Annotated in this window: 11 protein-coding genes; 6 read left to right on the top strand and 5 right to left on the bottom strand. The window is 64.0% G+C overall.

The genetic code is table 11. From position 1 onward, the window contains the following. Position 1 precedes the first annotated feature (1 nt). Entirely contained in the window at positions 2–427 is a 426-nt protein-coding gene (locus tag M2S36_RS12545) for a pilus assembly protein PilZ (protein ID WP_333957224.1), read from the bottom strand. After that, on the bottom strand, positions 424–2,064 hold the full coding sequence (locus M2S36_RS12540; RefSeq protein WP_207835753.1) for a lipoprotein UxpA: 1,641 nt from the start codon (positions 2,062–2,064) through the stop codon (positions 424–426). Before M2S36_RS12540 ends, M2S36_RS12545 begins: the two co-directional genes overlap by 4 nt. Before the next feature lie 224 nt (positions 2,065–2,288). Here M2S36_RS12540 and M2S36_RS12535 point away from each other — a divergent pair, with 224 nt between their 5' ends. Both M2S36_RS12535 and M2S36_RS12530 read left to right on the top strand, forming a co-directional pair. Beyond that, entirely contained in the window at positions 2,289–4,349 is a 2,061-nt protein-coding gene (locus M2S36_RS12535; RefSeq protein ID WP_333957223.1) for a PhoX family protein, read from the top strand. A gap of 166 nt (positions 4,350–4,515) precedes the next feature. Beyond that, positions 4,516–5,424: an RHS repeat-associated core domain-containing protein gene (locus tag M2S36_RS12530; protein ID WP_233687227.1), complete on the top strand. Its 909-nt coding sequence runs from the start codon at positions 4,516–4,518 to the stop codon at positions 5,422–5,424. A gap of 141 nt (positions 5,425–5,565) precedes the next feature. On the opposite strand, the gene gspK is transcribed toward M2S36_RS12530, so the two are convergent. Further along, positions 5,566–6,531: a type II secretion system minor pseudopilin GspK gene (gene gspK, locus M2S36_RS12525; RefSeq protein WP_233687228.1), complete on the bottom strand. Its 966-nt coding sequence runs from the start codon at positions 6,529–6,531 to the stop codon at positions 5,566–5,568. A 145-nt stretch (positions 6,532–6,676) separates the two neighbouring features. Between gspK and tatA the strand changes: the two genes are divergently transcribed. The 3 genes from tatA to tatC are packed head-to-tail and all read left to right on the top strand — an operon-like array spanning position 6,677 to position 7,973. Further along, positions 6,677–6,910: a twin-arginine translocase TatA/TatE family subunit gene (gene tatA / locus M2S36_RS12520; RefSeq protein WP_333957222.1), complete on the top strand. Its 234-nt coding sequence runs from the start codon at positions 6,677–6,679 to the stop codon at positions 6,908–6,910. Then, a complete protein-coding gene (gene tatB / locus M2S36_RS12515) occupies positions 6,910–7,215 on the top strand; it encodes a Sec-independent protein translocase protein TatB (RefSeq protein ID WP_241106316.1) in 306 nt (101 codons plus the stop codon). Before tatA ends, tatB begins: the two co-directional genes overlap by 1 nt. Further along, positions 7,212–7,973 (top strand): twin-arginine translocase subunit TatC, encoded by a 762-nt coding sequence (gene tatC / locus M2S36_RS12510; protein WP_333957221.1) that lies wholly within the window; start codon positions 7,212–7,214, stop codon positions 7,971–7,973. Before tatB ends, tatC begins: the two co-directional genes overlap by 4 nt. A gap of 103 nt (positions 7,974–8,076) precedes the next feature. Here tatC and M2S36_RS12505 read toward each other — a convergent pair whose 3' ends face one another. Together M2S36_RS12505 and purL are read right to left on the bottom strand one after the other, a co-directional pair. Continuing rightward, entirely contained in the window at positions 8,077–8,388 is a 312-nt protein-coding gene (locus tag M2S36_RS12505) for an NGG1p interacting factor NIF3 (RefSeq protein WP_207835807.1), read from the bottom strand. A 3-nt stretch (positions 8,389–8,391) separates the two neighbouring features. Beyond that, positions 8,392–12,288, bottom strand: a complete 3,897-nt coding sequence (purL, locus tag M2S36_RS12500) for a phosphoribosylformylglycinamidine synthase (protein WP_063911430.1) — start codon at positions 12,286–12,288, stop codon at positions 8,392–8,394. 292 nt (positions 12,289–12,580) lie between these two features. On the opposite strand from purL, the gene mltF reads away from it, so the two are divergent. Then, the gene (gene mltF / locus M2S36_RS12495) at positions 12,581–14,038 is read left to right on the top strand and encodes a membrane-bound lytic murein transglycosylase MltF (RefSeq protein WP_063911429.1); all 1,458 of its coding nucleotides are present in this window, start codon (positions 12,581–12,583) and stop codon (positions 14,036–14,038) included. Positions 14,039–14,129: the final 91 nt, after the last annotated feature.

The following is a 14,129-nucleotide window of genomic DNA, read 5'->3' as shown; positions in this document are numbered from 1 at the left end:
TTCATCCTTGCCGCTTGAAGCCGGTCACGGCGGGGCGTGGCGGCCAGGGCAGGCGCTCACGCCGCCCCTGGTTGTTGAAAATCAGGCCATCGCTGTCGATGTCCTGCAGCACGATCCCTGGCGCCAGGCGCTGGCCGCGGGCCAAAGTGCGCACCTGCTCGCCATAGCGCAGCACTACCACGCTGGAGGCCAGCGGCTGGGCCTTGAGGCCGCCGAGGTATTGCAGCGGCAAGTGGGTGATGGCGATGGCACCGTCGTCGACGGGTACCTGCCAATGGCCGACCATCAAGCCAGGCAGCGGCCTGTTGGCCGCTGCGGGCGCAGTGGCCGGTTGCGGCTGGCGGCCCAGTTGCAGCACGCACTGGGCGGCCAGCCAGCCGGCCAGGGTCAGGCCGGCGCCAGTCAGCAGGCGCGAGGCGAGCATCACGAGGCCAGCTGCCTTGGGTGCCAGCCCGGGTGCCCCTGTACGTAGCGCACTTCGGGCAGTTGCAGCGGCACCAGTTGCCAGTCGGCCGGCTGCCGGGCGAGCCAGGCTTCGACCCGTTGCCACAGCGGCTCGCCAGCCTGGGTTTCGAATTGCAGGCCAAAGGTGCGGCACAGGCCCTGCACCGGCTCCAGGCCACTGATGCGCTTGCCTTGCGGGCTGTAGCTGACACGCCAGGCCTGGCCCTGCCAGCGCGGCAGGTCCTGGCTGTTGTCCAGCAGCAGCGGGTCGCCGAACAGTTGCTCCGCGGCGTTTTCCAGCACTTGCTCGACCTGCCGGGCCGGCGCTTCGACCACCGGTGCCGGGTAGCCACCGGTGAGACTGATCAGGTGTTCACGGGTGATGGCCGCCCCGGCGGGCAGCGGGTAGTCATAACGCAGGCCCGGCAGCAGCACTGGCATGCTGCTGTCGTCGGCCAGGGCCTGATGCAGCAGGCGGTCCCAACTGCCGCCGCGGGTGTCGCGGCGCCACAGCGCCTGGGGCGCGCGGGCCAGCGGTTGGTCGAGCCAGGCCGCATGGCCGGCGCGCTGCTGGCGCAGTTCTGCCTGCAATGCCCCGACACGCTGCTGTGCGGCGGGTGCCAGCTGTTGTTCAAAGGCCGGGAAGAAACGCCCGTCGAACTGCCACAGCCCGGCCACGCGCTGGCAGCGCAGGCGAAAGGCGCCGCTGCCCCGGCACCCGGCGAACAGCACCGGCACGCGGCGGCCGCTGGCCTGGCTCACCTCGACCGGCGCCGGCCACAGGTCCTGGCCACGAGCGCACAGCAGCACGTCGATCTGCGGCACCCGCTCGGCCAGCCACAGGCCCGGCCCGGTACCGACATCGGCCATGGCCACCACCAGGTCGGCCTCGCGCCGGGCCTGTTCGAACACTGGCTGCAATGACTGGTACCACTGTTTAAGAGAGGCCTTCTGGTCCTGGGCGTAGGGGTCGGTCACGCCGACCACGGCAATACGTGCGCCGCCGCGTTCGAAGATGTGCAAGGCTTCCAGGCCCAACGCCTGACGTTGCGTGTCCGCCAGCCCGGCGCCCAGGGTAACGGCGGTAGCCTGGCGATACAGCGCCGGGCTGCGCTGTGGCCACAGCACGCGCTCGTCGCTGCTGACCCGTGCTTCGATGCCCAGCAGCTGGCTGCCCTGCAGGCCGCTTTCGCCCTGGGTCAGGTAAGCCAGGCCACTGCCATTCCAGCCTTGGCCGTTTTCCAGGGTCAGGCTGTTGCCCGCCCCAGCCTCGCCGCGCAATTGCTCCAGCAACGCCGCCAGCACCGCGTAGCCGCCCAGTTGGGCAGATGCAGCCTGGCTGGCATCGAGCAGTGGCGCCAGTCGCGGGTAGGCGATACTGGCGCTGCTGCCGGTCATCCAGGGGGCGCGGCCCAGGTGGCTGACCGGCCCCAGGCGGGTGGCCGGCACCACGGCCTGGCCAGGCTGGCGGGCATCGAGGGTATCGGCCACGTACAGCAGGTCGAGGCGGGCGTTGCCGCCCTGCTGGCCAGGGAAGGCGGAGCAGGCGCCGAGCAACGGTGCCAAGGCACCGACACCCATCCAGCCAATCACTTCGCGCCTGTGCACACTGCTTGCCATCGAACCTGCCATCCTTATCCATGTTCATTCAGGGACCCGGATGTTGCGGCGTTGGCATTACAGTTTGATGGCAGAAATCCGACAGTCATTCCAAATGGATCTGTAGGCCATGCTTCTAAGAGCGAGTTGTTTTAAAACCCCCTTAACATTTCTGCCAATGAATCATCATATTTGCGCACTAAAGTCGCGGTTTCCTCTAACTCAGCCAACATAAGGACACCCTGATGAGTCGAGATACCGGCGACAACCTGGACCGGAACCAAAGCGGCAACCTGCCGATGGCCAACGTCATGGATGCTTACCTGAGCCGCCGCAGTGTGATGCGCGGCAGCCTGGGCGCCGCCATCGCCATGATTGCCGGTACCGGCCTGACAGGCTGCTTCGACGGTGGTGGCTCCGATCACGATGATCCGGTCACCGAGCCACCCGTGACTGAGCCGGAAGTGCCGAAACTGGCACTGGGCTTCCAGTCCATCCCGGGCTCGCGCACCGACGCCTGCGTGGTTGCCGCCGGCTACAGCGCCTACGTGCTGGCGCCCTGGGGCACGCCGATCAACAGCAACGGCAACCCGTGGAAGCCCGACGGCAGCAACACCTCGACCGACCAGGCCAACGCCATGGGCATGCACCATGACGGCATGCACTTCTTCCCCATCAACGGCAGCTCCGAAGACGGCCTGCTGGCGATCAACTTCGAGTACATCGACACCGCCGCCCTGCACCCTGCCGGCCCGACCACCGATGTCAACGGCAAGCGCCCGGCCGAGGAGGTGCGCAAGGAAATCAACGCCCACGGCGCCGGCGTGGTGCGCCTGCAGAAAATCGGTGGCCGCTGGCAGGTGGTCGACAACGACCCGCTCAACCGCCGCTTCACTACCGCTTCGCGCATGGAAATCACCGGCCCGCTGCGGGGTACCGACCATGTCAAGACCAAGTATTCCACCGCCGGTACCCACTGCCGCGGCACCAACAACAACTGCGGCAACGGCTACACCCCGTGGGGCACCTACCTGACCTGTGAAGAGAACTGGCCAGGCATCTTCGTCAACAAGGGCACCCGCCCCGAAGACCAGCGCCGCATTGGCGTGGGCACTTCCAGCGGCCAGTACAAGTGGGAAACCGCAGCCGGTGACAGCAGCGAGGTGGCCGACGAGTTCGCCCGTTTCGATGTCACCGTCAAAGGCGCCAGCGCCACCGACGACTACCGCAACGAAGCCAGCACCTACGGCTACATCGTTGAAATCGACCCGTACAACAGCAGCACCCTGGCCACCAAGCGCACCGCACTGGGCCGCTTCCGCCACGAAGGCTGCGCCCCAGGCCTGCCCATCGCCGGCAAGCCGCTGGTGTGGTACATGGGTGACGACTCGAACAACGAGTACCTGTACAAGTGGGTGTCCACCGCCGTGTGGGACGCCGCCGACGCCAACCCGGCCGACCGCCTGGCCACCGGCGCCAAGTACCTCGACCAGGGCAAGCTGTACGTGGCCCGCTTCAATGCCGACGGCACTGGCGCATGGCTGCTGCTGGACGTGGCCACCGCCACCACTGGCGGTAGCACCCTGGGCGCGCTGTTTGGCGACCTGCCGGGCATCATCCTCAACACCCGTGGTGCCGCCGATGCCGTGGGCGCAACGCCGATGGACCGCCCGGAGTGGACCACGGTCAACCCGCTCAACGGCGACGTGTACCTGACCCTGACCAACAACAGCGCGCGCACGCCAGAAAAGGCCGATGCAGCCAACCCGCGCGGCCCGAACCGTCATGGCCACATCATCCGCTGGCACGACAGCGACGACCAGCTGAGCTTCACCTGGGACATCTTCGTGTTCGGCGCCAACGCTGCCGGCACCGCCGACATCAACCGCTCCGGCCTGACCGAACTGAACCAGTTCGCCAGCCCGGACGGCATGAGCTTCGATAGCCGTGGCGTGCTGTGGTTCGAGACCGACAACGGCGAGAGCACCGTGACCGACTACACCAACGACCAATTGCTGGCGGTGATCCCTACCCAACTGGTGGATGCCAGCGGCAAGCAGGTGCCGGTGAACGCGCAGAACCAGGTGGACCTGCGCCGCTTCTTCGTCGGGCCGAACGAGTGCGAAGTGACCGGGATTACCTTTACCCCGGACAACAAGACACTGTTCGTCAACATCCAGCACCCGGGTAACTGGCCGTATACCGACAAGGCCACCGATGCCACCCCGGCAGGCACCACGGTAAGGCCGCGGGCTGCGACGGTGGTGATTCAGCGTATCGATGGTGGGGAAATCGGGACTGTCTGACCGATCTTCCCACAAGAGTCGCTTTGCGGCCCTATCGCGACATAAGGCTGTTCCTATAGAGGTTATGCAATCCTTTGTAGGAACGGCCACCTGATAATTCTGCCAGTAGACAGCCGCCAGTCTGTAGAAAATCATTCCACCACCTACGACTCCGCGGCCCAAGCATATGCAACTAACAACGCTCCAGCCAAAAAGGAAAAACTTTTTCTTTCAAGGTGACCAATTGGTTTGCCAAGCAAGTGACAGCACACGTCACCTGCTCTGGGCCAATGGTATTGCATTAGCAGAACTGGATACAAAAAGAACAACCAGTCAAATCTTGCAATCTGACAATGCAAACACCGCATTGCGCGGTATTCCTGGCAGCACGCAGCAGAACTATTCACCCTATGGTTTCCTGCACACAGCTCCATCAGCACATCTTGTTGCCTTCAGTGGGCAGCGGCTTGATAGAATGCTGGACTGTTATGCACTCGGCAATGGACACCGATTCTACAGCCCCAGATCAGGGCGATTTCTCCAACCTGATACTCAGTCTCCGTTTCGCAAGGGCGGGCCTAACGGCTACTGCTATTGCCAGAACGATCCCATCAACCGGAATGACCCAAGTGGACAATGGTGGGAATGGCTGAAGCGGGGAGTAAATTGGCTGACCGGTCAGCTTCCAACTCTTTCTGTAGATAGACCACAGCTACGTATCGGAGGCAGCAACTGGCAAAGCTCAAGTTTACGAATAAACTTACATAGAACCGGACAAACACCAGCACCGGACTCACCTCATATTTCTCTACACATTGATGACCTCGAGTTTGCTGCAACGATAGGAAACAATATCATTAATAGCCCCGAAGTGCTGGAGCCCTTATCAACCACAGTGGTTAACCGCGTCGAAAATTTTGCCGCCGGCGTTACAGCTGCTTATGTAACACACCATGCGACAAATAGCATCGGCCTCGCTTTGGCCGCCCAAATCTCAACCCAGCTTTATCTCGAAAGAGGAGCCTTCGAAGCATCTATATCGACCATTCGAGGCAGACCGCCTGAAGATCTCTTTCATATGATTAACCGTAATTAGACTTGATTCTACAGTCCAGAGGGGCTGTCGCGTCCCCTTGGTATACCGGTGGCAAGCAGATGCCGGTAAACGCAAGACCAGATAGCGGGGAGATTAGATCGGCGTACAGGGGCCGCTTTGCGGCCCCGGCTATTTAAAGCTTTACCAGGCCATCGGCTCGCGGCTGCGCACCCGCACCTGCTGCGCCGGCACCCGGGCATGCCATTGCACCACCCCCAGCGCCTCCACCTGGAACTCGCTGCGTATCACCCGCCCTTCCTCCGCGAACGACAGCTGCAACAGGAAATACCCACTGTTCAACAGCAGCCCTTCGCTCAACCGTTCGAAGGTTTCGTCATCCACTGCCCCCAGCGCCTGGCGTAACGCAGCTGCATCCACATACCCCGACGCCGGCCGGCCGCCGATAATGCGGCTGAGCAACGAGCGCGGATAACGCCCTTCATACAGCGCCTCCAGCAACGGCAGATGCTCCAGCCCCAGGGCATTGGCATTCAGCCGCCAACCAGTGGTCTGCGGCAAGGCACACAGCATCGGGTAACGGCTCTGGCGGCTGGCGTCCGGCTCGAGTAGCAGGTTCAGCTCGCTGGTATCGAGCATCGGCTGGTTGGCCGCCAGGCGCGGTGGTTGCTGGCGCAAATACTGGGCGCTTTCGGCGCCCTGCAGGCGGGCATCGCTGTCGGCATCGAGCCAGTCAGCCAAGGCATCGACCAGGCGCTCGGCAGCCATGTCGTCACCCAGCAGATAACGCAACTGGCGCGCGGCACGCTCGCCATCAGCGCCGAGCAGCGCATTGACGTTGAAGCAGGTGTGCTGGTCGCGCACCCGCAACTGCGCCTGGCCAGCGCCAAAATCATAGTTCAGCGGCTGCCCGCGCAAGGCCTGCCAGAACAGCGGGCTAAGCCGCCAGCTGGGGTCACGCAGGGCCTGCCCGGCATAGGCCAGGCCGGCCTGTTCCATCGCCCGCGCTTGCACCCGCTGGTGCAACAGGCGCACGTCTTCGACCTGGCGCCGGCCATCTTCCACCAGCCAGGCCATGCCCGCCGCCAGCATCGCCAGCACCACCATCACCATCAGCAGGGCCACGCCCCGCTGTTGCCTGCCACCCATCCTTGCCTGCCTCTGTCGCCAAATAAAGACGCCAGTCAACACGCCAGGTGTTGCAGGTAGATGGCAGTGACCGTTCGTCATGTGCACGTCATCTACGCGAGGCAGGATTGCCCTTCCTTTTCATGACCTTACAGGAGTGGTCGCAATGGGTGGCATTGGAATCTGGCAACTGGTGATCGTACTGCTGATCGTATTCCTGCTGTTTGGTACCAGGCGCCTCAAGGGCCTGGGTAGCGATGTGGGCGAGGCGATCCAGGGCTTTCGCAAGTCCATGGGCGGCGACAATGACGCCAACGCCCCTGGCCAGGCGCACGTACAGAAGCAGGCCCCGCTGGCTGGCCAGGCCACGCAACAGCCTCAAGCGGATCGTCAGGCCTGATGTTCGAGGTAGGCTTCAGCGAGTTGCTGCTGGTCGGCATCGTCGCGCTGTTGGTGCTGGGCCCGGAACGTCTGCCGGTGGCGGCGCGCACGCTTGGCCGTGGCCTGGGCCAGGCGCGCCGGGCCATGCACGCCTTGCGCACGCAGGTGGAGCGGGAGATCGACCTGCGCGCTGTCGAGCTACCCAATCTCGACAGTGCGCCTTTGCAGCGCCTGGAACAGGAGATCCGCCAGGGCATCACCCTGAACGCGGAGCCGGCCAATGATGCGGCTACGGTTACTTCCCCCAAGGAAAACGCTTCATGAGTATTGCCATTGACCCGGCGGCGAGCATGCCGCTGACCGAACACCTGCGCGACCTGCGCAAACGACTGGTGCGTTGCCTGGCACTGGTGGCGCTGGTGTTCGCCGGGCTGTTCCCCTTCGCCCAGACGTTGTACACGCTGATTTCCGAACCGCTGCGGCGCTTCTTGCCGGAAGGCGCGAGCATGATCGCCACCAGCGTCACTTCGCCGTTCCTGACGCCGTTCAAGCTGACCGCGATGTGCGCACTGTTCGTGGCCATGCCGCTGCTGCTGCACCAGGCCTGGGGCTTTCTGGCGCCGGGGCTGTACCGCCGCGAACGGCGCATTGCCCTTCCGCTACTGGTGTCGAGCATCGTGCTGTTCTATGCCGGCATGGCCTTCGCGTTCTTCCTGGTGTTCCCGATGATGTTCGGCTTCTTTGCCAGCGTGACACCGGAGGGCGTGGCGATGATGACCGATATCAGCCAGTACCTGGACTTTATCCTGGCGCTGTTCCTGGCGTTCGGGCTGGCGTTCGAGATCCCGGTGGCGACGTTTATCGTGGTCTGGGTGGGGTTGGCCGATGTGGCTATGTTGCGGCGCAGCAGGCCCTACGTGATCGTCGGCTGCTTTGTGGTGGGGATGATCCTGACGCCGCCGGATGTGTTTTCGCAGACGATGCTGGCGGTGCCGATGTGGGTGCTGTTCGAGGTGGGGTTGCTGGCTTGTGGGTGGCTGAAGCGGCCCGGGCAGGGCAAGGAGATTGTGCCTGGATTGTAAGGCCTCTTCGCGGGTGAACCCGCTCCCACAGGGATCGCACAATATCCGAGGGTTGTGCGATCCCTGTGGGAGCGGGTTTACCCGCGAATTGCCTTGATGCGGTCTAGAACTCGGCGAGCCGCCAGACTTCGTAGGCTGGCGTCTCGTACGGGTGGCTCTGCTTGAGTGCAGCGACGGCCTGGACAATCAGCTCGTCAGCCACCACCAGCTCCACCTTCCACTCCTCCACCACCTCGACCTGGCCGGTTTGCCCGAGGAACGGCTGGCTGCCGTCCAACGGGCGAAACTGGCCCTGGCCCAGGGTCTGCCAGGCGCAGTGGTCATAGTCACCGATGCGCCCGCCACCAGCAGCGAACACAGCGGCCTTGACCACTTCGACGTGGCTGGCGGGGACGAAGAAGGCGAGCTTGTACACGCCTTAGTTCACCCACACCCGTGCGTTGCGGAACATACGCATCAGCGCGGCATCTTCCTGCCACTCATCCGGGCGCCAGGAGTTCTGCACGGCACGGAACATACGCTCCGGGTGCGGCATCATGATGGTCACGCGGCCGTCGCGGCTGGTGAGGCCGGTGATACCACGCGGCGAGCCGTTCGGGTTGGCCGGGTAGGCTTCGGTGACCTTGCCGTGGTTGTCGACGTAGCGCAGGGCCACGCAACCGGACAGGTCGGCTGCCAGCAGTGCTTCTTCGCTGGCGAACTCGGCATGGCCTTCACCGTGGGCGATGGCGATCGGCATGCGCGAACCGGCCATGCCCTGCAGGAAGATCGAGTTGGACTTCTGCACTTCGACCATGGCCACACGCGCCTCGAACTGCTCCGAGCGGTTGCGCACGAAGTGCGGCCAGTGCTCGGTGCCCGGGATCAGCTCGTGCAGGTTGGACATCATCTGGCAACCGTTGCACACGCCCAGGGCGAAGCTGTCGGTACGCTCGAAGAAGGCCTGGAAGGCATCACGGGCGCGGCTGTTGAACAGGGCCGACTTGGCCCAGCCTTCACCGGCACCCAGCACGTCACCGTAGGAGAAGCCACCGCAGGCGACCAGGCCCTTGAAGGCTTCGAAGTCGACACGGCCGGCGAGGATATCGCTCATGTGCACGTCGATGGCAGCGAAGCCGGCGCGGTCGAAGGCGGCAGCCATCTCGACCTGGCCGTTGACGCCCTGCTCGCGCAGGATGGCCACTTGCGGGCGCACACCCTTCTTGATGTACGGCGCGGCGATGTCGTCGTTGACGTCGAAGCCCAGCTTGACCGACAGGCCCGGGTTGTCCTCTTCGAGCAGCAGGTCGAATTCCTGGTCGGCGCAGTCGGCGTTGTCACGCAGGCGCTGGATCTGGTAGCTGGTCTCGGCCCACTGGCGCTGCAGCATGCGGCGGTCGTCGTCGAACAGCACTTCGCCGTTCAGGCTGATGGACACTTCACCGTTGTTGATCGGCTTGCCGATCACCGCGACGCACTCACCCAGGCCAGCGGCGCTGAACTGTGCCAGCACGTCCGGAGTGGCATCCTGGCGAACCTGGATGACCGCGCCCAGCTCTTCGTTGAAGAGGATGGCCGGTACGTCGCCACGGCTGTCGGTCAGCGGGTCGAGGTGCAGGTCGAGACCGCAGTGGCCGGCGAAGGCCATTTCCAGCACGGTGGTAACCAGGCCGCCGTCGGAACGGTCGTGGTAGGCCAGCAGGTGACCGTCGGCGTTCAGGCCCTGGATCACGGCGAAGAAGGCCTTGAGGTCTTCGGCATCGTCGACGTCCGGTGCCTGGGCAGCGATCTTGCCGTAGGTCTGGGCCAGGATCGAGGCGCCCATGCGGTTCTTGCCACGGCCCAGGTCGATCAGGATCAGGTCGGTTTCACCCTTGTCCATGCGCAGTTGCGGGGTCAGGGTCTTGCGGATGTCGGTGACCGGGGCGAAGCCGGTGATGATCAGCGACATTGGCGAGGTGACGCTCTTCTCGACGCCCTCGTCGCTCCACTTGGTCTTCATCGACATCGAGTCTTTGCCGACCGGAATGGTGATGCCCAGCTCCGGGCACAGCTCCATGCCGACAGCCTTGACGGTGTCGTACAGGCGGGCGTCTTCACCTGGGTGGCCGGCGGCGGACATCCAGTTGGCCGACAGTTTGATGTCGGACAGCTTCTCGATGCGTGCAGCGGCCAGGTTGGTCAGTGTCTCGCCAATGGCCATGCGGCCGGACGCCGGGGCATCCAGCAGCGCCAGCGGGGTACGCTCGCCCATGGCCATGGCTTCACCGGTGTAGACGTCGAAGCTGGTGGCGGTGACGGCGCAGTCGGCCACCGGTACCTGCCACGGGCCGACCATCTGGTCACGAGCGACCAGGCCAGTGATGGTGCGGTCGCCGATGGTGATCAGGAAGCTCTTGCTGGCCACGGCCGGGTGGCTGAGGACGCGCTGAACGGCGTTGTCCAGGTCCAGCTTGCTCGGGTCGAAGTCATCGCCCAGCTCGGCTTCGCGGGTAACCGAACGGTGCATGCGTGGTGGCTTGCCCAGCAGCACATCGAGCGGCATGTCTACCGGCGTGTTGCCGAAGTGGCTGTCGCTTACGGTCAGGTGTTGCTCTTCAGTCGCTTCACCCACTACGGCAAACGGGCAACGCTCACGTTCGCAGATGGCCTTGAAGCGCTCGAAGTCGACGGCGCTGACGGCCAGCACGTAACGTTCTTGCGATTCGTTGCTCCAGATTTCGTGCGGGGCCATGCCCGGCTCGTCATTGGGCACGTTGCGCAGCTCGAAGCGGCCACCACGGCCACCGTCGTTGACCAGCTCAGGGAAGGCGTTGGAGATACCGCCGGCGCCGACGTCGTGGATGAAGGCGATCGGGTTCTTGTCGCCCAGCTGCCAGCAGCGGTCGATGACCTCCTGGCAACGGCGCTCCATTTCCGGGTTTTCGCGCTGTACCGAAGCAAAGTCCAGGTCAGCCGAGCTGGCACCGGTCGCCACCGACGAAGCGGCGCCGCCGCCCAGGCCGATCAGCATGGCCGGGCCACCGAGCACGATCAGCTTGGCGCCGACAGTGATCTCACCCTTCTGCACGTGGTCTTCACGGATGTTGCCCATGCCACCGGCCAGCATGATAGGCTTGTGGTAGCCGCGCACTTCTTCACCGTGCGGGGTGTTGATGGCCTGCTCGAAGGTACGGAAGTAACCGGTCAGGGCCGGGCGACCGAATTCGTTGTTGAACGCAGCGCCACCCAGCGGGCCTTCGATCATGATGTCGAGGGCGTCGACGATGCGCTCAGGCTTGCCGTAGGCCTGCTCCCACGGCTGTTCGAAGCCCGGGATACGCAGGTTGGACACGGTGAAGCCGGTCAGGCCGGCCTTGGGCTTGGCACCACGGCCGGTCGCGCCTTCGTCGCGGATTTCGCCGCCGGAGCCGGTGGAGGCGCCGGAGAACGGGGCAATGGCGGTCGGGTGGTTGTGGGTTTCCACCTTCATCAGGATGTGCACCGGCTCCTGTACCGCACCGTACTGGCGGGTTTCAGGGTTCGGGAAGAAACGGCCGGCAACGTTGCCGACGATCACCGAGGCGTTGTCCTTGTACGCAGACAGCACACCTTCGTTGTGCATCTGGTAGGTGTTCTTGATCATGCCGAACAGGCTCTTTTCCTGAGCCTGGCCGTCGATGTCCCAACTGGCGTTGAAGATCTTGTGGCGGCAGTGCTCGGAGTTGGCCTGGGCGAACATCATCAGTTCGATGTCGTTCGGGTTGCGCTTGAGACCCTGGAAGGCGTTGACCAGGTAGTCGATCTCGTCTTCGGCCAGGGCCAGGCCCAGGTCGATGTTGGCCTTGGCCAGGGCGTCACGGCCACCGGCGAGGATGTCCACCGAGGTCATCGGCTTTGGCTGGGCATGGCTGAACAGGTCAGCGGCCTGCTCCAGCTGGCCGAGCACGCGCTGGGTCATGCGGTCGTGCAGCTCGGCGGCGATCAGTTCGGCGTCGGCTTCGCTCAGGCTGCCGGCAACGTAGTAGGCGATACCGCGCTCCAGGCGCTGGATCGACTGCAGGCCGCAGTTGTGGGCAATGTCGCTGGCCTTGCTGGCCCAGGGCGAAATGGTGCCCAGGCGCGGCACGACCAGGAACAGGCGGCCGCTCGGCTCCTGTACCGGCACGCTCGGGCCGTACTTGAGCAGACGGCCCAGCACCTGCTGCTGGTCGGCGGTCAGCTCGCCGTCGACATCGGCGAAGTGGGCGAATTCGGCATACAAACCAGTAACAGCGGGAACTTTCTGGCTCAGTTGCTCGAGTAATTTACCGTGGCGAAAGGCAGAAAGGGCAGGAGCGCCGCGCAGGATCAACATCGTCGGGACAGCCTCAGGAAGGGGTGTGCTTAGAGGCCGTGCATTCTAGCCTAATTCAAAGGGTTTCGGCACCCGCTCTAAGCCACGGCTGCCGGGCGGCGGAACCGGACTTTCGGGTCAGAAATTCAGGTGTTCGTCGTTGCCGGTCCGGCGCCTGTGAGATCGAGCGNNCGCTCGATCTCACAGGCGCCAAACCTCCATAGGCAGGCACCCACACCACAGAACCCGCTACCAGACAAGCTAACAGTTGTCGAGATATGGTTGGGCCAGTCCTTTGCGTATACTGCAACCTATGTTCGCCCACACTGCTTTGCGCCAGCGTTGCGCCAGATGGCTTTTCGCAACCGGACTCTTTCTGTTGCTCGGTGCCTGCGTTGAAAAACCCAGCACTCTCGAGCGCGTGAAGGAGGATGGCGTGCTGCGCGTGATCACCCGCAACAGCCCGGCCACCTATTTCCAGGACCGCAACGGCGAAACCGGCTTCGAGTACGAGCTGGTCCAGCATTTCGCCGAGGATCTCGGCGTGAAGCTGCAGATCGAGACCGCCGATAACCTCGACGAGTTGTACGATAGCCTCGGCAAACCCTCCGGCCCGGTGCTGGCGGCGGCCGGCCTGGTCACCAGCGAACGGCGCAAGGCCCAGGTGAAGTACTCCCACCCTTACCTGGAAGTGACCCCACAGGTCATCTACCGCAACGGCCGCACGCGGCCCACCGATGCCAAGGGCCTGGTCGGCAAGAAGATCATGGTGCTCAAGGGCAGCAGCCACGCCGACCAGCTGGCCGAGCTGAAAAAGCAGTACCCGGGCCTGGAATACGAAGAATCCGACGCCGTCGAGGTGGTCGACCTGCTGCGCATGGTCGACGAAGGGCAGATCGACCTGACCCTGGTCGACTCCAACGAGCTGGCGATGAACCAGGTGTACTTCCCCAACGTGCGGGTTGCCTTCGACCTGGGCGACACCCGCGACCAACGCTGGGCGGTGGCGGCCGGTGATGACAACAGCCTGCTCAACGAGGTCAACGAGTTCCTCGACAAGGCGCAGAAGAACGGCACCCTGCAACGCCTGAAGGACCGCTACTACGGCCATGTCGACGTACTGGGCTATGTGGGTGCCTATACCTTTGCCCAGCACCTGCAGCAGCGCCTGCCCAAGTACGAGAAGCACTTCAAGAGCTACGCCAAGGTCGAGCAGGTGGACTGGCGCCTGCTGGCCGCCATCGGCTACCAGGAATCGATGTGGCAGCCCGAGGTCACCTCCAAGACCGGTGTGCGCGGCCTGATGATGCTGACCCAGCGCACCGCCCAGGCCATGGGCGTGTCCAACCGCCTGGACCCGAAGCAGAGCATCCAGGGCGGCGCCAAATACTTCATGAAGATCAAGGAAGAGCTCGACGACAGCATCCAGGAACCGGACCGCACCTGGTTCGCCCTGGCCGCCTACAACGTCGGCACCGGCCACCTGGAAGACGCCCGCACCCTGGCCAGGCGCGAGAAGCTCAACCCGAACAAGTGGCTGGACGTGAAGAAGATGCTGCCGCGGCTATCGCAGAAGCAGTGGTATCGGCAGACCAAGTATGGGTATGCCCGGGGCGGCGAACCGGTGCATTTCGTGGCCAACATCCGCCGCTACTACGACATCCTCACCTGGGTGACCCAACCGCAGCTCGAAGGCCAGGTGGCCGAGGGCAGCCTGCATGTGCCCGGGGTGAACAAGGACAAGCCGGCGGAGCAGTCGCCGCCGATGTAGGCCTGTACCGGCCTCTTCGCGGGTAAACCCGCTCCCACAGGTACATCACTGGTTTTGAAGATAGTGGTATTCCTGTAGGAGCGGGTTTACC

Source organism: Pseudomonas sp. SF2 (assembly GCF_036858055.1).
GTDB lineage: Bacteria > Pseudomonadota > Gammaproteobacteria > Pseudomonadales > Pseudomonadaceae > Aquipseudomonas.
This window is presented reverse-complemented; position numbering and strand designations above follow the sequence as displayed.